This is a genomic window from Paenibacillus sp. JNUCC-31, from assembly GCF_014844075.1.
In the GTDB taxonomy this organism is placed as follows: Bacteria; Bacillota; Bacilli; order Paenibacillales; family Paenibacillaceae; genus Paenibacillus.
Map to the genome: position 1 here is coordinate 2495324 of NZ_CP062165.1, position 21406 is coordinate 2516729.

23 protein-coding genes and 1 other annotated feature are annotated in these 21406 nt (G+C 45.9%); all 23 genes read right to left on the reverse strand.

Features of this window, described 5'->3' with window-relative positions:
* Positions 1-20: 20 nt before the first annotated feature.
* Positions 21-287 (reverse strand): 30S ribosomal protein S17, encoded by a 267-nt coding sequence (gene rpsQ / locus JNUCC31_RS10940; protein WP_017692084.1) that lies wholly within the window; start codon positions 285-287, stop codon positions 21-23.
* Between the two features lie 48 nt (positions 288-335).
* Positions 336-533: a 50S ribosomal protein L29 gene (gene rpmC, locus JNUCC31_RS10945; protein WP_017692083.1), complete on the reverse strand. Its 198-nt coding sequence runs from the start codon at positions 531-533 to the stop codon at positions 336-338.
* Positions 523-957, reverse strand: coding sequence for a 50S ribosomal protein L16 (rplP, locus tag JNUCC31_RS10950; RefSeq protein ID WP_017692082.1), 435 nt, complete (start codon positions 955-957; stop codon positions 523-525). Before rplP ends, rpmC begins: the two co-directional genes overlap by 11 nt.
* 2 nt (positions 958-959) lie before the next feature.
* Positions 960-1625: a 30S ribosomal protein S3 gene (rpsC, locus tag JNUCC31_RS10955; RefSeq protein WP_024633582.1), complete on the reverse strand. Its 666-nt coding sequence runs from the start codon at positions 1623-1625 to the stop codon at positions 960-962.
* A 15-nt stretch (positions 1626-1640) separates the two neighbouring features.
* The gene (gene rplV, locus JNUCC31_RS10960) at positions 1641-1973 is read right to left on the reverse strand and encodes a 50S ribosomal protein L22 (protein WP_024633583.1); all 333 of its coding nucleotides are present in this window, start codon (positions 1971-1973) and stop codon (positions 1641-1643) included.
* A 35-nt stretch (positions 1974-2008) separates the two neighbouring features.
* On the reverse strand, positions 2009-2287 hold the full coding sequence (rpsS, locus tag JNUCC31_RS10965) for a 30S ribosomal protein S19 (protein ID WP_024633584.1): 279 nt from the start codon (positions 2285-2287) through the stop codon (positions 2009-2011).
* Between the two features lie 71 nt (positions 2288-2358).
* Complete coding sequence (rplB, locus tag JNUCC31_RS10970) at positions 2359-3189, reverse strand: 50S ribosomal protein L2 (RefSeq protein ID WP_192271093.1); 831 nt, start codon at positions 3187-3189, stop codon at positions 2359-2361.
* Positions 3190-3220: 31 nt separating this feature from the next.
* Positions 3221-3511 carry a 50S ribosomal protein L23 gene (gene rplW, locus JNUCC31_RS10975; protein ID WP_024633586.1) on the reverse strand — a complete coding sequence of 97 codons (291 nt, stop codon included), beginning with the start codon at positions 3509-3511 and terminating at the stop codon, positions 3221-3223.
* Positions 3511-4134, reverse strand: coding sequence for a 50S ribosomal protein L4 (rplD, locus tag JNUCC31_RS10980; protein ID WP_192271095.1), 624 nt, complete (start codon positions 4132-4134; stop codon positions 3511-3513). Before rplD ends, rplW begins: the two co-directional genes overlap by 1 nt.
* A 25-nt stretch (positions 4135-4159) precedes the next feature.
* On the reverse strand, positions 4160-4783 hold the full coding sequence (gene rplC, locus JNUCC31_RS10985; protein ID WP_192271096.1) for a 50S ribosomal protein L3: 624 nt from the start codon (positions 4781-4783) through the stop codon (positions 4160-4162).
* A 45-nt stretch (positions 4784-4828) separates the two neighbouring features.
* On the reverse strand, positions 4829-5137 hold the full coding sequence (gene rpsJ / locus JNUCC31_RS10990) for a 30S ribosomal protein S10 (protein ID WP_017692074.1): 309 nt from the start codon (positions 5135-5137) through the stop codon (positions 4829-4831).
* 436 nt (positions 5138-5573) lie between these two features.
* Positions 5574-6764: an elongation factor Tu gene (tuf, locus tag JNUCC31_RS10995; RefSeq protein WP_062329473.1), complete on the reverse strand. Its 1191-nt coding sequence runs from the start codon at positions 6762-6764 to the stop codon at positions 5574-5576.
* A gap of 98 nt (positions 6765-6862) precedes the next feature.
* Entirely contained in the window at positions 6863-8941 is a 2079-nt protein-coding gene (fusA, locus tag JNUCC31_RS11000) for an elongation factor G (RefSeq protein WP_192271097.1), read from the reverse strand.
* 47 nt (positions 8942-8988) lie between these two features.
* A complete protein-coding gene (gene rpsG, locus JNUCC31_RS11005; protein WP_007432586.1) occupies positions 8989-9459 on the reverse strand; it encodes a 30S ribosomal protein S7 in 471 nt (156 codons plus the stop codon).
* Positions 9460-9549: 90 nt separating this feature from the next.
* A complete protein-coding gene (rpsL, locus tag JNUCC31_RS11010) occupies positions 9550-9972 on the reverse strand; it encodes a 30S ribosomal protein S12 (protein WP_056697677.1) in 423 nt (140 codons plus the stop codon).
* A 153-nt stretch (positions 9973-10125) separates the two neighbouring features.
* On the reverse strand, positions 10126-10374 hold the full coding sequence (locus JNUCC31_RS11015) for a ribosomal L7Ae/L30e/S12e/Gadd45 family protein (protein WP_192271098.1): 249 nt from the start codon (positions 10372-10374) through the stop codon (positions 10126-10128).
* Positions 10375-10578: 204 nt separating this feature from the next.
* Entirely contained in the window at positions 10579-14193 is a 3615-nt protein-coding gene (gene rpoC, locus JNUCC31_RS11020; RefSeq protein ID WP_192271099.1) for a DNA-directed RNA polymerase subunit beta', read from the reverse strand.
* Positions 14194-14305: 112 nt separating this feature from the next.
* Positions 14306-17851, reverse strand: coding sequence for a DNA-directed RNA polymerase subunit beta (rpoB, locus tag JNUCC31_RS11025; RefSeq protein WP_062329482.1), 3546 nt, complete (start codon positions 17849-17851; stop codon positions 14306-14308).
* A gap of 393 nt (positions 17852-18244) precedes the next feature.
* Complete coding sequence (locus JNUCC31_RS11030; protein WP_192271100.1) at positions 18245-18862, reverse strand: class I SAM-dependent methyltransferase; 618 nt, start codon at positions 18860-18862, stop codon at positions 18245-18247.
* Between the two features lie 95 nt (positions 18863-18957).
* A complete protein-coding gene (gene rplL / locus JNUCC31_RS11035) occupies positions 18958-19320 on the reverse strand; it encodes a 50S ribosomal protein L7/L12 (protein ID WP_062329486.1) in 363 nt (120 codons plus the stop codon).
* A 73-nt stretch (positions 19321-19393) separates the two neighbouring features.
* On the reverse strand, positions 19394-19897 hold the full coding sequence (gene rplJ, locus JNUCC31_RS11040) for a 50S ribosomal protein L10 (RefSeq protein ID WP_062329488.1): 504 nt from the start codon (positions 19895-19897) through the stop codon (positions 19394-19396).
* Between the two features lie 23 nt (positions 19898-19920).
* Positions 19921-20068, reverse strand: a sequence feature (ribosomal protein L10 leader region).
* A gap of 67 nt (positions 20069-20135) precedes the next feature.
* The gene (rplA, locus tag JNUCC31_RS11045; RefSeq protein ID WP_024633597.1) at positions 20136-20828 is read right to left on the reverse strand and encodes a 50S ribosomal protein L1; all 693 of its coding nucleotides are present in this window, start codon (positions 20826-20828) and stop codon (positions 20136-20138) included.
* A gap of 95 nt (positions 20829-20923) precedes the next feature.
* Positions 20924-21349, reverse strand: coding sequence for a 50S ribosomal protein L11 (gene rplK / locus JNUCC31_RS11050; protein ID WP_024633598.1), 426 nt, complete (start codon positions 21347-21349; stop codon positions 20924-20926).
* Positions 21350-21406: the final 57 nt, after the last annotated feature.

The following is a 21406-nucleotide window of genomic DNA, read 5'->3' on the forward strand; positions in this document are numbered from 1 at the left end:
TCAGCTATGCTGCTGATGCATTAGATGATAACCGCTTTTTCTACGATTTCAGTAAGTCTCCAGCGTTTATCTTTCGAAAGCGGACGAGTCTCCATGATTTTCACCGTGTCACCGATTTTCGCAGTGTTTTCTTCGTCATGCGCTTTGAATTTTTTAGTAACCTTAATGCGTTTATGGTACAGGTTGTGTTTTTTGTAAGTTTCTACAGCAACAACAATCGTTTTGTCCATTTTATCGCTGACCACTTTACCGGTTTGCACTTTACGTGCGTTACGTTCTTCGCTCATTGTTGGCCTCCTTCCTGATTACGGACGGAATATACATCCGATCCCTAATTAACCGATTCCCAATTCTCTTTCACGGATAATGGTTTTAGCACGAGCTATTTCTTTCCGCACATCACGGATTCGAGTCGGGTTATCCAGCTGACCGGTAGCGAGTTGAAAGCGGAGGTTAAAGAGTTCTTCTTTAAATCCGGCAATCTTTTGCTCGATTTCAGCAGAGGTTAGGTTGCGAAATTCACTAGCTTTCATTTGCTTCACCACCCAATTCTTCACGTTTCACAAACTTCGTTTTGATTGGCAGTTTGTGAGCGGCAAGACGCATCGCTTCGCGTGCGATCTCCTCCGGTACACCAGCAAGTTCAAACATGATCTTACCTGGTTTCACAACTGCAACCCATTTTTCTACGTTACCTTTACCGCTACCCATCCGAACCTCGAGAGGCTTTTGAGTGATTGGTTTGTCTGGGAAGATCTTGATCCAAACTTTACCACCACGTTTGATGTAACGAGTCATCGCAATACGAGCCGCTTCGATTTGACGGTTCGTAATCCAAGCCGGTTCCGTAGCTTGCAGACCGTATTCGCCAAAGTTCAGCGTAGTTCCGCCTTTAGCTTGGCCCTTCATATGTCCACGTTGTTGCTTACGGTGTTTTACACGTTTTGGTACCAACATGATTAGTTGCCTCCTTCCTTAGCAGCTTGTTTCTTAGCCGTAGGAAGAACCTCTCCACGATAGATCCATACTTTTACGCCGATACGGCCGTAAGTTGTATGAGCCTCTGCTGTACCGTAGTCGATGTCGGCACGAAGCGTGTGCAGTGGAACAGTTCCTTCGCTGTAGCCTTCCGAACGAGCAATCTCAGCACCGCCAAGACGTCCGCCCACTTGCGTTTTAATACCTTTTGCACCAGAGCGCATTGTTCTTTGAATAGCTTGTTTCAGCGCACGACGGAAAGAAACACGACGTTCCAATTGTTGTGCAATGCTTTCTGCTACCAGGATTGCGTCCAGGTCTTGGTTCTTAATTTCAGAGATGTTGATGTGTACTTTTTTACCGCCTGCGATTTTCGTGATTTGATTACGCAGATTTTCAACTTCCGAACCACCTTTACCGATAACCATACCTGGTTTCGCAGTGTGAATCGTTACGTTTACGCGGTTAGCCGCTCTCTCGATTTCAACACGAGACATAGCGGAGTCTTTCAATTTATTTTTCAGGAATTCACGAATTTTCACGTCTTCCATCAAAAGATCGCCGAAGTCTTTACCTGCATACCACTTAGATTCCCAGTCACGGATAATTCCGACACGGAGTCCGACTGGATTTACCTTTTGGCCCACACATTTCCCCTCCTTCTACTTTTCAGATACCACCAAAGTGATGTGGCTAGTACGTTTGTTAATACGACTTGCACGTCCCATTGCACGAGGGCGGAAACGTTTCATTGTCGGTCCTTGGTTCACGTAAGCTTGAGAAATGACCAAGTTATTAACATCCAAAGAATAGTTATGTTCCGCATTTGCAATCGCGGAGTTAAGCAACTTCTCAACAATCGGAGAAGCGGATTTCGGAGTGTGACGGAGAATGGCAACCGCCTCACCAACTTGCTTGCCGCGAATCAAGTCAACAACGAGTTGAACTTTACGAGGAGCAATCCGGATAAACTTAGCATGTGCTTTTGCTTCCATTGTGTAACCTCCTCTCAAACATTAAAGATGTTCATTTATCTTCTTGTTTTCTTGTCATCATCAGTATGGCCTTTGTACGTACGGGTTGGAGCGAACTCACCCAGTTTGTGTCCGACCATGTCCTCAGTTACGTATACTGGCACGTGTTTACGACCGTCATATACGCCAAATGTGTGTCCGATGAATTGCGGGAAAATTGTAGAACGACGGGACCAGGTTTTAATAACAAGCTTTTTACCGGATGCTTCCATCTCTTCTACCTTTTTCAGCATGTAGCCATCAATGAATGGCCCTTTTTTCAAACTGCGACCCATGTGGAGATCCTCCCTTCAAACGTAGCTATTATGCATCCGCAGATGCCTCACGAAGTTATGCACAGTGTGTATTACTTCGTGCGGCGGCGAATGATGTATTTATCAGAAGCTTTATTTTTCTTACGCGTTTTGTAACCAAGAGTAGGTTTACCCCATGGTGACATTGGCGATTTACGTCCGATTGGAGCACGACCTTCACCACCACCGTGTGGGTGATCGTTAGGGTTCATTACTACACCACGAACTTCAGGACGTTGTCCCAACCAACGGCTACGACCGGCTTTACCGATTTTGATGAGCTCGTGGTCTTGGTTACCAACAGATCCGATTGTTGCGCGGCAAACTTTCAGAATACGACGAACTTCTCCGGAAGAGAGACGAACAGAAACGTATTTTTCTTCTTTACCAAGCAATTGAGCTTCTGTACCAGCAGCACGAACCAATTGTCCGCCTTTACCTGGTTTCAACTCGATGTTGTGGATAACGGTACCTACTGGAATGTTTTCAAGTGGCAGTGCGTTACCGATTTTGATGTCTGATTCAGGACCGGAGAATACTTGATCGCCAACTTTCAGACCTTTAGGAGCGATGATGTAACGTTTCTCACCATCAGCGTAGTGAATCAAAGCGATGTTGGATGTACGGTTCGGGTCATACTCAATCGTAGCAACGCGGCCCGGTATTCCATCTTTAGTACGTTTGAAGTCAATGATACGGTATTTACGCTTGTGTCCACCACCGTGGTGACGAACTGTAATTTTACCTTGGTTGTTGCGGCCTGCTTGTTTGCTCAACGGGGCCAACAACGATTTCTCCGGCTTATCTGTGGTGATTTCCTCAAATGTAGAAACGGACATGTTCCGTCTTGCCGGGGATGTTGGTTTATACTTTTTGATTGGCACTAGGTTTCCCTCCTTACTTCAAAAATTTCAATTATACAGTTTCAAAGAACTCAAGCGTTTTGCTGTCTTGTGTCAGCGTTACAAACGCTTTTTTCCATTCGCTTGTATATCCGGAATAACGTCCGTACCGTTTAGGCTTAGCTGGAACACGCAGAGTGTTCACGTTTTTCACTTTTACGTTGAAAATAGCTTCTACGGCTTTTTTGATCTCGGTTTTGTTTGCACGAATATCGACTTCAAATACATATTTCAAGTCATTCATCATGTCAGCAGTACGTTCCGTAATAATCGGACGTTTTACAATATCACGAGGATCCTTCATTACGCGAGCACCTCCTCTACCTTCTGAACTGCTTCTTTCGTAATGATCAGTTTGTCGTGCGAAAGCACGTCAAGAACATTAATGCCGTCAGCAGCTACGAATTTCACGCCAGGAATATTCCGTGCGGAAAGAGCCACATTATCATCATAGCTAGGAGCTACGATCAAAGCTTTGCGTCCAACTTTCAAGTTGTTCAAGATGGCTGCAAATTCTTTTGTTTTAGGTGTGCTCAGCGAGAGAGCATCCAGAACGATAATGTCATTGTCGAGCACTTTGGATGAAAGAGCTGATTTGATCGCCAAACGGCGAACTTTCTTAGGCAGTTTGTATGCATAGCTCCGTGGTGTCGGACCAAATACGATACCGCCGCCTTTCCATTGTGGAGAACGAATCGAACCTTGACGAGCGCGACCTGTACCTTTTTGTTTCCAAGGTTTACGTCCACCGCCACGTACTTCAGAACGTCCTTTTACTTTGTGGGTACCTTGACGAAGGGAAGCGCGTTGCATAAGAACTGCATCGTACAGAACGTGTTGGTTCGGCTCAATTCCGAAAACCGCATCGTTCAATTCAACTTCGCCTACTTGGCTACCATCTACATTGTAAACTGATACTTTTGGCATTTTGTGTTCCTCCTTTCTTCAGTGGTTATTTTTTCACCGTTTCTTTAACTCTTACAAGGCTGTTCTTCGGTCCAGGAATGGAACCTTTCACGAGCAACACGTTACGTTCAGCGTCTACTTTAACAACTTCAAGACGTTGGATTGTAACAGTCTCATGTCCCATGTGTCCTGGCAAGTGTTTGCCTTTAGGAACGCGGTTAGCTTGGATCGAACCCATCGAACCTGGGCCACGGTGATAACGAGAGCCGTGAGACATAGGTCCAGTGCTTTGTCCCCAACGTTTAATTACGCCGGCAAAACCTTTACCTTTAGAAATACCTGTTACGTCAACGAACTCGCCTTCTGCGAAAATGTCAGCTTTCAATTCTTGGCCAACTTCATATTCCGCGATGTTAATTCCGCGAAGTTCACGAACGTAGCGCTTAGGTGCAGTATTCGCTTTTTTAGCGTGTCCTGCTTCTGGCTTGTTAGCATTTTTCTCTTTCTTATCGGAGTAACCGATTTGAACTGCTTCGTAGCCATCGTTCTCAAGATCTTTCTTTTGTAAAACAACACAAGGTCCTGCTTCGATAACTGTTACTGGAACAACGTTACCTTCAGGTGTAAAGACTTGAGTCATTCCAAGTTTTTTTCCTAAGATACCTTTCATGTTGACACCTCTTTTCCTTTATGAATAATCTTTTGTTGCTTTAGATTACAATTTAATTTCGATATCTACACCGGACGGCAGATCCAAGCGCATCAAGGCATCCACAGTTTGTGGAGTCGGGTTAACGATGTCGATCAAACGCTTATGTGTGCGTTGTTCGAATTGTTCCCGAGAATCCTTGTACTTGTGCACCGCACGAAGAATAGTAATGATTTGTTTTTCAGTTGGAAGCGGAATCGGACCGGATACACCAGCACCCGAACGTTTTGCAGTTTCAACAATTTTCTCCGCGGATTGATCAAGAATTCTGTGGTCGTAAGCTTTCAAACGAATACGAATTTTTTGCTTTGCCATTTTAGTCCCTCCTTCTATCGCCCAATTTGGTATCGGACATACTCCGTGAAAATTTTCTAGCCACTCTCCCATGGCAAAGGGGCCGGGTGTGCCAGTAACCTCTCACATCATCGCAACGTCACAGAACAACATTCATTATTATATAGAAAAGATGGGTATATTGCAAGCATATTTAAGAAAAACATTTAAACTTATCTTTTCAGCTGAAATGACTTTGTTTAATGCGTTGTTTCGTTCGATATGCAAGCTGCCTTAACCAATCTTTCTCCACAAGCCTGAATGCTCTTCAACCTTATGACGCAGGTTCCGAATCATATACATAATAAAAGAGTTCTTTATCCGATGTCGGATAAAGAACTCTTCCGAAGCTTCGTTACAATACAATGTTACTCGTTCCAGTACACTGTTTCATATGCTTACTCAGCGTTATGCCGAATTATTTTTGGATGCTAGCTACGGAACCGGCACCAACTGTACGTCCGCCTTCACGAATGGAGAACTTAGTTCCTTCTTCAATCGCAATTGGGGAGATCAGGGAAACAGTAACAGTGATGTTATCACCAGGCATTACCATTTCTGTACCTTCAGGCAAGTTGATGATGCCTGTTACGTCAGTTGTACGGAAGTAGAACTGTGGACGGTAACCAGTGAAGAATGGTTTGTGACGTCCACCCTCTTCTTTAGTCAGAACGTAGATTTGAGCAGTGAATTCTGTGTGAGGCTTAACAGAACCTGGTTTAGCCAAAACTTGGCCACGCTCGATGTTGTTACGGTCTACACCACGAAGAAGGGCACCGATGTTGTCACCAGCTTGAGCGGAATCCAGCAATTTGCGGAACATCTCAACGCCTGTAACTACGGATTTTTTAGTTTCTTCAGTGATACCAACGATTTCGATCTCTTCGCCGACTTTAACAGTACCACGCTCTACACGGCCTGTAGCAACAGTACCACGACCAGTGATGGAGAATACGTCCTCGACAGGCATCAAGAAAGGCTTGTCAGTTTGACGCTCAGGCAGTGGGATGTAAGTATCGATTTCTTTGAACATCTCAACGATTTTTTGAGCCCACTCACCATCAGGGTTTTGCAGAGCTTCACGAGCGGATCCACGAGTGATTGGAGTATCGTCACCTGGGAACTCATATTCGTTAAGAAGGTCGCGAACTTCCATCTCAACCAATTCCAACAACTCTTCGTCTTCGACCATATCACATTTGTTCAAGAATACAACAATGTAAGGTACGCCTACTTGACGGGAGAGCAAGATGTGCTCACGAGTTTGTGGCATTGGGCCGTCAGCTGCGGATACTACCAAGATAGCTCCGTCCATTTGTGCCGCGCCAGTGATCATGTTTTTAACATAGTCGGCGTGACCTGGGCAGTCTACGTGAGCGTAGTGACGAGTGTCAGTTTCATACTCAACGTGTGCTGTGGAGATTGTGATACCGCGTTCGCGCTCTTCTGGAGCTTTGTCGATTTGGTCGAATGCTACAGCTGCGCCACCATAAGTTTTGGACAATACAGTAGTGATTGCAGCAGTCAGAGTTGTTTTACCATGGTCGACGTGACCGATAGTACCAATGTTAACGTGTGGTTTATTACGTTCGTATTTAGCCTTTGCCATTTGAACGTGGCCTCCTTAAAATTATATATTTTATGTTTACACTAGGCGAAGTGCAAAGAATACGAGATTCTTATGCACTTGAATCTAGTGTGAGAAAACTACTCGGTGCCTTTTGTTTTTGCAACAATCTCTTCAGCGATGCTCTTAGGAACTTCTTCATAGTGAGAAAGCTCCATGGAGAATACGCCGCGTCCTTGAGTACCGGAACGAAGAGTTGTGGAGTATCCGAACATTTCGGAGAGAGGTACCTTAGCACGAATGATTTGAGCTCCACTACGGGAATCCATACCTTCGATGCGGCCACGACGGGAGTTAAGCATACCCATTACGTCACCCATGTACTCTTCCGGAACAGTTACTTCCACTTTCATGATTGGCTCAAGCAGAACTGGACTACACTTGTCTTTTGCTGCTTTCAGCGCCATCGATCCGGCAATTTTAAATGCCATCTCGTTGGAATCGACATCATGATAAGATCCATCTACGATTGTAGCCTTAACGTCAACAAGCGGGAAGCCTGCGATAACGCCGTTTTTCATTTGCTCTTCAATTCCCGCAAGAGCTGGTTGAATGTATTCTCTTGGAACAGATCCACCGACAACCTTACTTTCGAACTGGCTGCCTGTACCTGGCTCTAGAGGTTCGAACTCAACCCATACGTGACCATATTGACCACGACCACCGGATTGACGAACGAATTTACCTTCAACACGTGCTGGTGCACGGAATGTTTCACGGTAAGCTACTTGTGGTTTACCCACAGTAGTTTCAACCTTGAACTCACGACGCATACGGTCAATGATGATATCAAGGTGAAGCTCACCCATACCTGCCAAGATGGTTTGACCTGTTTCTTCGTCAGTATGAGCACGAAGAGTAGGATCCTCTTCAGTCAACTTACCGAGAGCAACACCCATTTTATCTTGGTCAGCTTTGGTTTTAGGTTCAACGGCGATTTCGATAACCGGATCAGGGAAGTTCATTGACTCCAGGATAACCGGGTTTTTCTCATCACACAGTGTATCACCTGTACCAGTATCTTTCAAACCTACAGCTGCTGCAATGTCACCGGAGTAAACTTCAGTGATCTCTTGACGACTGTTTGCATGCATTTGAAGGATACGGCCGATACGCTCACGTTTGTTTTTAGTTGCGTTCAATACGTAAGAACCGGATTGAAGAACACCGGAGTATACGCGGAAGAATGTCAACTTACCAACGTAAGGGTCAGTCATGATTTTGAAAGCCAATGCAGAGAATGGCTCTTCATCGGATGACTTACGAACTGCTTCAGTTCCATCTTCAAGGTGACCCGTGATTGATGGAACATCTGTTGGAGCTGGCAAGTAATCGATAACAGCATCCAACATCAGTTGAACACCTTTGTTACGATACGAGGAACCACAGATAACTGGGAAGATTTTAACTTCTACAACACCTTTACGGAGAGCGGCTTTGATCTCATCAACTGTGATCTCTTCGCCTTCCAGGTATTTCATTGTCAACTCTTCATCCAGTTCTGCAACACGCTCAACCAACTCATTGCGGAGCTCTTCTACTTGTTCAACAAATTCCGCAGGAATTTCGGTTTCTTCGATATCTTGTCCCAGGTCATCTTTGTACATATGAGCCTTTTGTCCAACTATATCAATGATACCTTTGAAATCATTTTCAGCACCGATCGGAAGTTGAATCGCAACTGCGTTCGCTTGAAGGCGATCACGCATGTCAGATACAACATTCAGGAAGTCAGCACCGATGATATCCATTTTGTTTACGTAAGCGATACGAGGTACGCCGTACTTGTCAGCCTGTCTCCATACGGTTTCGGACTGAGGCTCAACGCCTTCTTTCGCACTGAATACACCAACTGCTCCGTCCAATACACGAAGGGAACGTTCAACTTCAACAGTGAAGTCAACGTGTCCCGGGGTATCAATGATATTAACGCGGTGGCCCTTCCAAGCAGCGGTAGTCGCAGCGGAAGTAATCGTAATTCCGCGCTCCTGTTCCTGTTCCATCCAGTCCATCGTAGCAGCACCTTCGTGTACTTCACCGATTTTGTGCGTACGGCCTGTGTAGAACAAGATCCGCTCAGTTGTAGTGGTTTTACCCGCGTCAATATGAGCCATGATCCCGATATTACGTGTATTTTTCAAGGAGAACTCTCTTGCCATGAATTGGGTCTCCCTTCAAAATTGAAGTTATTATTGTGAACTGAATCCTACCAACGGTAGTGAGCAAACGCTTTGTTCGCTTCAGCCATTTTGTGCGTATCTTCACGTTTCTTAACGGAAGCGCCTGTGTTGTTGGAAGCGTCGATGATCTCAGCCGCCAAACGCTCTTCCATCGTTTTCTCACCGCGGTTGCGGGAGTAGTTCACGAGCCAACGTAATCCCAGGGAAGTACGTCTCTCTGGTTTTACCTCGATTGGTACTTGGTAGTTGGCACCGCCGACACGGCGAGCTTTAACTTCCAGGACTGGCATGATATTCTTGATTGCTGCTTCAAATACTTCCATCGGGTCATTACCCGTACGTTCTTGAATCAACTTGAACGCATTATACAGAATGCTTTGAGCAACACCGCGTTTTCCGTCGAGCATGATGCGGTTGATCAAACGAGTAACCAACTTGCTGTTGTATACCGGATCTGGCAACACGTCTCTTTTCGTAACTGGACCTTTGCGTGGCATGGATATCCCCCTTTCTTTCTTCTTCAGCTGATTCCTGCACCTTCTATGGCCTTAACCCAGAAGGTATTCAGAATAGCTACTTATAATAGTTTAGGCTTTTTTAGCTTTTGGACGTTTAGCACCGTATTTCGAACGAGCTTGCATACGATTGTTAACGCCTGCTGTATCAAGAGCTCCACGAACGATGTGATAACGAACTCCTGCAAGGTCTTTAACTTTACCTCCGCGGATCAACACAACACTGTGCTCTTGAAGGTTATGTCCGATACCCGGGATATAAGCAGTTACCTCGAGACGGTTCGTCAAACGAACACGGGCATACTTACGAAGTGCAGAGTTTGGTTTACGTGGAGTCATTGTACCTACACGAGTGCAGACACCACGTTTTTGTGGGGCACTGATGTTAGTCGATTCACGTTTCAAAGCGTTGAACCCTTTTTGCAAAGCTGGCGATTTGGACTTGTCAACTTTTGCTTGACGTCCTTTACGTACCAGTTGGTTAATAGTTGGCATGTGATTGCCACCCCCTTCCTCAATTGTTCATGTTTCTTTATAAACCTCTTTTCGCTAAGTCCACAGACCCAGGCGGTTCATAAAAAGACAAATGAAAAGTTTTTGCCTTGGAGAATCCTTAAAAGTTCTCGGACAAAAACGTTCCTTACCCTATCATTTGACGACAGCAGCCATCGCTGCTCCCACTCCAATCCCGCAAGCTTTGCCGAGATTTTTCATTGTATCCACTTTCGTGTACTTCACATTGTGTTGTTCACATAAGGCAATGATTTTGGAAGTGAGCTGCGGATCACTATCTTCAGCCACATAGACTTCAGCAGCCATTCCTGACTGAACCATCCGCATGGTCTGTTTGGTACCAATTTTGACATGAGCATCTTGCAGACCTTTTTCATTAGACATGTTCATTCCTCCGAATAGGACCATATACAACAGCTGCCCACGCACCTTTGATATATTAGCATCTAGCGCAAGCAATGTCAATGCTAATTACAAAACATTTATTTGCAATTTTGCCGTTTCGGGAAACGTCCGCCTGTATGAAACAGTCGTCCGTCCCCCGGCGTACAAAAATCTATTCTACTCTCTTATGAGAGAGCGAATTAATTAATCAACAGAAACTGGCTCAAGTTCTTCTACTGAAGATTGGCCATCTTCTGGCTCGGCAAATTTGATGCTGCGGTAACGGTGCATACCTGTACCTGCAGGAATCAACTTACCGATAATTACATTTTCTTTCAGACCGAGCAACTGATCGACTTTACCTTTGATCGCCGCATCTGTCAAAACACGTGTAGTCTCTTGGAACGAAGCTGCTGAGAGGAAAGAGTCTGTTTCCAGAGACGCTTTTGTAATACCGAGCAAGATTGGTTTTGCAACCGCTGGCTCTTTATCACTCAGAATCGCTATTTTGTTAGCTCTTTCGTACTCATGAGTATCCACGAATGATCCTGGCAATAGCGTTGTATCTCCCGCATCAACGATACGGATTTTACGCAACATTTGACGGATCATAACTTCAACGTGTTTATCGTTAATTTCTACGCCTTGGTTACGGTATACGCGCTGTACTTCCTGCAAGATGTAGTTTTGTACGCCACGTACGCCTTTAATGCGCAGCATTTCTTTCGGATCGATAGAACCGTCAGTCAATTCGTCGCCTGCCTCAATTTCCATGCCTTCGCTTACGCGTACACGGGAACCGTAGGTAACAGAGTAAACTTTGGATTCTGCCTCACCTTGAATTTCGATTTCACGACGATCTTTCGCTTCGCGAATCTCTTTAACAACACCATCAATCTCACTGATCGTTGCTTGACCCTTAGGATTACGAGCCTCAAACAACTCCTGGATACGCGGCAAACCTTGCGTAATATCGTCTCCAGCTACACCTCCGGTGTGGAACGTACGCATTGTAAGCTGTGTTCCCGGCTCACCAATGGATTGTGCTGCGATAATACCAACTGCTTCACCAATCTCCACGTGTTTACCTGTTGCCAGGTTGCGACCGTAACACTTCTTGCAGACACCGTGACTTGCACGGCAGCTGAGTACGGAGCGGATTTGCAATTTGGTTACACCCGCTTTAATGATTGCCTCAGCTTTGTCGGAGTCAATCAGTTCATTGCGGTGTGCAATAATTTCTTTTGTTTCCGGATGACGAACAGTCTCGAAGCAGTATCTGCCTTCAATACGGTCGTAGAGATCCTCAATAACCTCTTTACCATCCTGGATTCGACTTACCGTGAAGCCTTTATCTGTTCCACAATCATCTTCACGCACGATTACGTCTTGTGCCACGTCTACGAGACGACGAGTCAGGTAACCTGAATCCGCTGTACGCAGAGCCGTATCGGCCAAACCTTTACGGGCACCGTGAGTCGAGATGAAGTATTCGAGTACCGTCAGACCTTCACGGAAGTTCGATTTGATTGGGAGTTCAATGATCCGACCGGACGGGTTGGCCATCAGACCACGCATACCGCCCAATTGGGTGATTTGCGATTTGTTACCACGCGCTTTAGAGTCAACCATCATCATGATGGAATTGTAACGGTCCATCGATTTCATCAGAATCTCGGTGATATCATCTTTCGATTTCGACCAGATGTCAATGATGCGGTCATAACGCTCCTCGTTTGTAATCAGACCACGACGGTACTGGTTCGTAACGATTTGCGCTTTTTCCTCGGACTGTCTGAGAATTTCAAATTTCTCAGGCGGTACAATAACATCCGATACCGCAACCGTAATACCGGCACGAGTGGAGTATGTGAATCCAAGTTGTTTGATTTTATCCAAAATAACGGCTGTTTCCGTTGTGTGATAAATTTCAAAACAACGTGCGATGATAGAACCGAGGTATTCTTTACCCACACCGCCAGCCAAAGGAGCATTCATGATAGCTTCTCTAAGGTCAGCACCCTTTTCATACACAAATGAATGCTCTGCAGTACCTTGGTACAGGTTTGCACGTGTTGCATCATTGATGTAAGGGAAGCTTGCCGGGAAGATTTCATTAAAGATGATTTTGCCGATAGTAGTCAGCAACATTGCATCTTGTTGCTCTTCAGTGAAGATGGTTTTACCAAGTGCTCTAACCGGGATGGCTACACGTGCATGCAATCCTGCAGTTCCACGTTGATACGCAGATACCGCTTCGTTAACTGTACGCAAAATCATACCTGTTCCCTTTTCTTCCTTGTTGTCCATGGTCAGGTAGTAAGAACCAAGCACCATATCCTGGGAAGGGGTAACAACCGGTTTACCGTCTTTCGGGTTCAAAATGTTGCCTGATGCAAGCATCAGGATACGCGCTTCCGCTTGAGCTTCAGCGGACAATGGAACGTGCACGGCCATTTGGTCACCGTCAAAGTCGGCATTGTAAGCCGTACATACGAGTGGGTGAAGACGAATCGCTTTACCTTCAACAAGAATCGGTTCAAATGCTTGAATACCGAGACGGTGAAGCGTAGGGGCACGGTTCAGAAGAACCGGATGCTCCTTGATTACTTCTTCAAGAACATCCCATACTTCAGGACTTACACGCTCAACTTTACGTTTAGCGCTCTTGATGTTGTGAGCAAGCCCTTTATTTACAAGCTCTTTCATGACGAAAGGCTTGAACAGTTCAAGTGCCATATCTTTTGGCAGACCACATTGATACATTTTCAGGTAAGGTCCAACCACGATAACGGAACGACCGGAATAGTCAACCCGTTTACCGAGCAAGTTCTGACGGAAACGTCCTTGTTTACCTTTCAGCATGTGGCTGAGAGATTTCAATGGACGGTTACCCGGACCTGTTACAGGGCGTCCACGACGACCGTTGTCGATCAATGCGTCAACCGCTTCCTGCAGCATCCGTTTCTCATTTTGCACGATAATGTCTGGTGCGCCAAGGTCAAGCAGACGTTTCAGACGGTTGTTCCGGTTGATTACACGGCGATACAGATCATTCAGGTCAGACGTTGCAAAACGTCCACCATCCAGCTGTACCATTGGACGAAGTTCCGGCGGGATAACAGGAAGTACATCCATGATCATCCACTCAGGTTTGTTACCCGAGTTGCGGAATGCTTCGATAACTTCCAGACGTTTGATTGCACGGTTACGACGTTGTCCTTGTGCAGTCCGGAGCTCTTCTTTCAGGAACTCGAGCTCTTTGTCTATATCAAGGTCTTGAAGCAATTTCTTAACTGCTTCGGCACCCATGCCAGCCTGGAAACCATATCCGTATTTTTCACGATAGCTGCGGTATTCTTTCTCGGACAACAGCTGTTTTCTCTCCAGTGGGGTTTCTCCTGGATCGGTTACTACATATGATGCAAAATAAATAATCTCCTCGAGAGATCTTGGAGACATATCCAAAGCGAGACCCATGCGGCTCGGAATACCTTTGAAGTACCAGATGTGCGATACCGGAGCAGCGAGCTCAATATGACCCATCCGTTCGCGACGTACTTTCGCACGTGTAACTTCAACGCCACAACGATCACAGACAACGCCTTTATAACGGACGCGTTTGTATTTACCGCAATGACATTCCCAGTCTTTTGTAGGGCCAAAAATCTTTTCGCAGAACAGCCCTTCTTTTTCCGGTTTCAACGTACGATAGTTGATCGTTTCCGGTTTTTTCACTTCTCCGCGGGACCAAGAACGAATTTTTTCTGGGGAAGCAAGCCCGATCTTCATGTATTCGAAATTGTTGACGTCCAACAAGGAGCAACCCTCCTTAACCAAGTCCTGTATTCTAGGTTACGCCCCCTCCGGCCGAAGCCGGAGCAAGACGCGAGCCTGATGAAAAACGCCGGTCATCATGCGCCCGAAGCGGTTACTCCGCTCCGACCTCTGTACCCTCAAGGTTGAGGCTGAGCTTATCGCTCGCAGCGTCATCTTCATCGTCCATTTCTTTCATTTCAATCTCTTGCTCATCTTCGCTCAAAATCTTAACGTCCATACCCAAGCTTTGCAGCTCTTTGATCAATACTTTGAAGGATTCAGGAACACCTGGTTCCGGAACATTCTCGCCTTTGACGATGGACTCATATGTTTTCACCCGACCTACAACATCATCGGACTTAACCGTCAAGATCTCTTGCAGTGTATAAGCGGCACCATAAGCCTCAAGCGCCCATACTTCCATCTCCCCGAAACGTTGACCACCAAACTGGGCTTTACCACCCAGAGGCTGTTGCGTAACGAGTGAGTAAGGACCTGTAGAACGAGCATGGATTTTATCGTCAACCATGTGTGCCAGCTTGATCATGTGCATGACGCCGACAGTAACTTCACGTTCAAACTCTTCTCCGGTACGGCCATCGTACAGAACGGTCTTACCATTACGTTGCATGCCTGCTTCTTCCATCGTATCGAAGACGTCATACTCCTTCGCTCCGTCGAATACAGGCGTTGCTACGTGAATACCGAGCTGCATCGCTGCCATACCCAAGTGAACTTCAAGTACTTGACCGATGTTCATCCGGGAAGGTACGCCCAGCGGGTTAAGAACGATCTGAACCGGTGTTCCATCCGGCAGGAATGGCATATCCTCTTCTGGCAGGATACGAGCCACGACCCCTTTGTTACCGTGACGTCCGGCCATTTTATCACCCTCGGAAATCTTCCGTTTTTGAGCAATATACACACGAACGAGTTGGTTCACACCTGGTGGCAGTTCATCACCGTTTTCACGGGTAAATACTTTTACGTCGACTACGATACCGTCAGTACCGTGAGGAACACGTAAGGAAGTATCACGTACTTCACGCGCTTTCTCACCGAAGATCGCATGCAGGAGACGCTCTTCTGCAGTCAGTTCTGTTACACCTTTCGGTGTTACTTTACCAACCAGAATGTCGCCGGCACTGATTTCAGCACCGATGCGGATAATACCGCGCTCATCCAGATTACGCAGCGCTTCTTCCCCAACGTTCGGGATATCACGTGTGATCTCTTCAGGTCCGAGCTTGGTATCACGTGCTTCTGACTCATATTCCTCGATGTGGATGGATGTGTATACATCTTCCTTAACGAGTTTTTCACTGAGCAGGATCGCATCCTCGTAGTTGTAACCTTCCCAAGTCATGAAGGCAACGACGACGTTACGTCCCAGTGCCAATTCACCCATTTCCGTTGAAGGACCGTCTGCGAGGATGTCGCCAGCTTTGACAACAGCACCTCTTTTGACAATCGGACGCTGGTTAATGCATGTTCCTTGGTTCGAACGCATAAATTTGTGTAATTTATATTTAACGATATCGCCTTTGACTTCTTGACCATCAACTTCTTCAATACGACGCAACCAAATTTCATTCGCAGAAGAACGTTCAATAATCCCGTCATATTTGGAGACAATACATACACCGGAATCTTTCGCGGCTTTGTGTTCCATACCTGTTCCGACCAGCGGAGCTTTAGGAATCAAGAGTGGAACGGCTTGCCGTTGCATGTTCGATCCCATGAGCGCACGGTTGGAGTCATCGTTCTCGAGGAACGGAATGAGCGCTGTAGCGACGGATACGACTTGCTTCGGAGATACGTCCATGTAGTCCACTCGCTCACTCGGCATCGTAAGGATGTTATCCGATTGCTTGTTGTAACGTACAATGATCGCTTCTTCGGCGAAAGTACTATCTTCATTCAGCTTCGCATTCGCTTGAGCGATGACATAGTTGTCCTCTTCGTCCGCTGTCAGGTAATCGATTTGCTCGGTTACGACACCCGTTTTCGGATCTACCCAGCGATATGGAGCTTCAATGAAACCATATTCGTTCACCCGGGCAAATGTAGACAGGGAGTTAATCAAACCAATGTTTGGTCCCTCTGGTGTCTCGATCGGGCACATACGACCATAGTGGGATGGATGGACGTCACGGACTTCCATGCCTGCACGCTCACGTGTCAAACCACCCGGTCCGAGTGCGGACAGACGGCGTTTATGCGTCAACTCACCCAATGGGTTCGTTTGATCCATAAACTGTGACAATTGAGAGCTACCGAAGAACTCTTTAATGGATGCGATAACAGGACGTATGTTAATCAGAGCCTGAGGCGTGATTACGTTAGCATCCTGAATGGACATTCTCTCACGAACCACACGTTCCATACGGGACAAACCGATCCGGAACTGATTTTGCAAGAGTTCACCGACCGAACGGAGACGACGGTTACCCAGGTGATCGATATCATCTGTGCTTCCGATGCCGTGCAGAAGGTTAATGAAGTAACTGATAGAGGAAATGATATCAGCCGGTGTTACGTTTTTAACTGATTTATCAATGTTAGCATTGGCAATCAATTTAACGACCTTACCATCCTCAATTGGTGAAAACACATCAATCGTTTGCATTGGAATATCATTAGCATCCAAAACACCGTTAGCCACGTGATACGTACGGAATCCAACGTTTTTCTCCAGATGCGGCATAATTTCGTCGAGCAAACGACGGTCTACCATTTGACCCGCTTCGGCGATAATCTCACCTGTGTCGGTATCAATGAGAGATTCAGCCAAACGTTGATTGAACAAACGGTTTTTGATGTGCAGCTTTTTGTTGATTTTGTAACGACCTACATTAGCCAGGTCATAACGTTTTGGATCAAAGAAACGAGCTACGAGCAAGCTTTTCGCATTATCAAGCGTTGGCGGCTCACCCGGACGAAGACGCTCATAAATCTCAATCAGAGCTTTCTCCGTGGAATCCGTATTGTCTTTGTCCAGCGTATTGCGGATATATTCGTCATTACCGAGCAGATCCAGAATCTCAGCGTCTGTGCCAAAACCAAGTGCACGCAGGAGAACCGTCACCGGTATTTTACGTGTACGGTCGATCCGGACGTATACAACATCCTTCGCGTCCATCTCCAGTTCGAGCCAAGCGCCGCGGTTAGGAATAACTGTAGCGGTATACGTTTTTTTGGCGTTTTTATCAACTTTGGTACTGAAGTAAACGCTAGGAGAGCGAACCAACTGGCTGACAATAACCCGTTCAGCACCATTAATAATAAATGTGCCAGTATCGGTCATCAGCGGGAAATCTCCCATGAATACTTCCTGCTCTTTGACTTCTCCGGTTTCCTTATTAATGAGCCGGACTTTGACCCGAAGCGGTGCTGCATAAGTAACGTCACGCTCTTTCGCGTCGTCTACTGTATACTTCGGTTCACCGAGACTGTAATCGATAAATTCCAAAATCAAGTTACCTGTAAAATCCTGGATCGGCGAGATATCCTGGAACATTTCGCGCAACCCTTCCTCCAAAAACCAATCATAGGATTTTTGTTGGATTTCAATCAGGTTCGGAACTTCGAGTATCTCGTTAATTCGTGCATAACTGCGCCGAGTGCGTCGACCATATTGAACAAGATGTCCTGCCAACTTAAACTCACCCCTCAATGTCTACTCACTTTAAAAATTTCGTTGCGAACCTCTGTTTGTAACCTTATAATGGTACACATACAGAGCAAAGCAATGCATCCACAAATAAAGAAAAGCCCTTACTCGAATGTCGTTCGAAAAAAGAGCAACTTTGATCGGCGGATGTCTTTCCAAAAGATACTTATCCCCAGTTTGCCCAAAATGTACATATTATACGCCAAACGTAGGCATAATAAGCCCGTTCGGCGTAAAAAAAGGTTGACATTTTCAGTTAGCTAAAGCCAAGTAGGGCATCTTAATACTGACATTTTACAATAATACCACGGCCTGAATTTCAAGTCAATAGTCCTATTGCAAAAAAAATGTTCCACTGCTTACTTTACAAAACTGAAATTAGCTTATACTTGCCTCTTCCGTCTTAACCGCTTTAAAAATCCGGTAGCCTTTGTCCTTCGTTACTTCCTCCACTCGTCCAAACAAAGATTCCAACTTCACTTTCGCAGAAGGCGCTCCCTGTTTTTTCTGAATGACAACCCATAACGATCCACCTATTTTCAAATGACGATACGCTTGTTCAAAAATGGTATGAACCGTTTCTTTCCCCGCACGGATAGGCGGATTGGTCAGAACCACGTCATAGTCTTCCTTTTTCACTTCAGCCAGAAGATCACTTTGCATAACCGTTACATTCATTATGCCGTTCGCTTTTGCGTTTTCTCTGGAAAGCTCAATCGCTCTCTCATTGATATCGATCATGGTGACATGCCCATCCGGTACAAGTTTGGCTGCTGTAAGACCAATCGGTCCATACCCGCAACCCACATCCAGAACATGAGCTCCAGCAGGCAAATCCATAGCATCAATCAACACTCTGCTGCCATAATCGATTCCGTTTTTGGAAAATACCCCTGCATCCGTAATAAATCGTAATTTCCACCCACGTAGCTCCGCTTCTGTAGCCCGTCTGTCATGCGCCACCTGCGGTTTGTCCGAATAATAGTGATTGGACATGTCCTCACTCACTTTCCATTACAATTACAGCAACAAACCCCTTGATATAAGTCAAGGGGTTTGTTGTTTTGTTCATTCAGCCTATAAAAGCTAAATTATTTAACTTCGATTGTAGCGCCTGCTTCTTCAAGCTTAGCTTTAACCGCTTCTGCTTCTTCTTTGCTTACTTTTTCTTTCAGTGGTTTTGGAGCGTTGTCAACCACTTCTTTTGCTTCTTTCAGGCCAAGACCTGTGATTTCACGAACTGCTTTGATAACGTTGATTTTGGAAGCACCAGCGCTAGTCAAGATTACATCAAACTCGGATTGCTCAGCTTCAGCTGCAGCAGCTCCGCCACCTGCAACAGCTACTGGAGCTGCAGCAGTTACGCCGAATTCTTCTTCGATTGCTTTAACGAGATCGTTCAGTTCCAGTACAGTCATGCCTTTGATTGCTTCCAAGATTTGCTCTTTACTCATGATTGAACCTCCATATATAATATTATTTTTTTTGTAATTCATCACTGCCTAAGCAGCTTTCAGATCAAGTTGCTTACGCGCCTTGTTCTTCTTTTTCAGCGACAGCTTTAACCGCAAGCGCGAAGTTGCGCACTGGCGCTTGAAGCACGCTGAGGAGCATGGAAAGAAGACCTTCGCGGGATGGCAGTTCTGCCAATGCTTTGACTTCTTGTACTCCGATTACGCGACCTTCTACAACTGCACCTTTCAATTCCAGTGCATCGTTCTTTTTCGCGAAGTCGTTCAGAATTTTGGCTGGAGCCACAACGTCGTCTGCGCTGAATGCAATTGCACTAGGTCCTGTCAGTACTTCATTAAGTTCTGTCAGTTCTGCTGCAGCTGCTGCGCGGCGAAGCAACGTGTTTTTCAGCACTTGGAATTCGATTCCGGCTTCACGAAGCTGCTTACGCAGCTCAGTTACTTGGGCAACGTTCAAACCGCGATAGTCAACAACAACACTAGTAGCGCTCTCGCGCAATTTTGCTGTTACTGCATCAACGGACTCTTGTTTTGCTTGAATCACTTTTGCGTTTGCCAAACTGTACACCTCCTGATCAAATTTATCCCATTAAGAAAAGCCTCCGTAGAATCACGAAGGCTTGATATATACTCATAACCGATTTGCATCGTTCTAAGTTCTATAATCACACCTCGGCAGGAAATTAAGCCAAATGGCACCTACTGTCTACGGCAAGCATATTCAAATGTCAACGGTCAGTCACTCGGACTCACAACTTTTATAGAATATCAGAACAAGACAAGCCTGTCAAGAGATATTATCTAAAAGATGCTGCATTCACGCGTGCGCCAGGGCCCATCGTGGAAGAAAGACTTACATTCTTCAGATAAACACCTTTTGCTGCCGCCGGTTTAGCACGAGTCAAAGCATCCATGAGAGCTTTAAGGTTCTCATTCAGTTGCTCTGCCGAGAAAGAAGCTTTACCGATCGGTGCATGAATTTGACCTGCACGATCCAGACGATATTCGATTTTACCGGCTTTAATTTCTTGAACAGCCTTGGAGACATCGAAAGTTACCGTTCCAGCTTTAGGGTTAGGCATCAGACCTTTACCGCCGAGCAGACGGCCCAATTTACCTACTTCACTCATCATATCTGGTGTCGCTACGCAGACGTCGAATTCGAACCAGCCTTGTTGGATTTTGTTGATCATGTCTGCATCACCAACATAGTCCGCGCCAGCCGCTTCCGCTTCTTTCGCTTTGTCACCTTTTGCAAATACCAATACGCGCTGTGTTTTACCTGTGCCGTGAGGCAAGACAACAACACCACGTACAGCCTGGTCTTGTTTACGTGGGTCTACGCCCAAGCGTACTGCCGCTTCGATTGTTTCATCGAATTTTGCAGTGGCTGCCTTTTTCACAAGCTCTACAGCTTCTGAAGGCTCGTAAGTTGCTTCGCTGTCAATCAGCTTAGCAGCTTCCAGGTATTTTTTACCGTGTTTAGCCATGTTATATTCCTCCTTTGTGGTGTTAGCGGATATACCTCCCACATCAACCGGCCGCGAATCGGCCGGCTTTACGAAGCCATGTTTCAGATGAAAAATTAGTCTTCGATGGTGATACCCATGCTGCGGGCAGTACCTTCGACCATACGCATTGCGGACTCAACGTCAGCTGCATTAAGGTCAGGCATTTTTTGTTCCGCGATTTGACGTACCGCATCACGTTTAACGGTAGCGACTTTTTTCTTGTTCGGTTCGCCGGATCCTTTTTCCACTTTAGCTGCCACTTTCAACAGAACTGCTGCTGGTGGAGTTTTAGTGATGAAAGTAAAGGAACGGTCTTCGAATACTGTGATTTCAACAGGAATAATCAATCCCGCTTGATCGGCTGTACGAGCGTTGAACTCTTTACAGAATGCCATGATGTTGACACCTGCTTGACCCAAAGCTGGACCTACCGGAGGCGCTGGATTCGCTTTACCTGCTGGAATTTGCAGTTTTACCATTTTGATTACCTTTTTTGCCATGATTGACACCTCCTTGCAAAATAGTGGTTAACGGACCTCTCGGTCCTCCCACAAGAA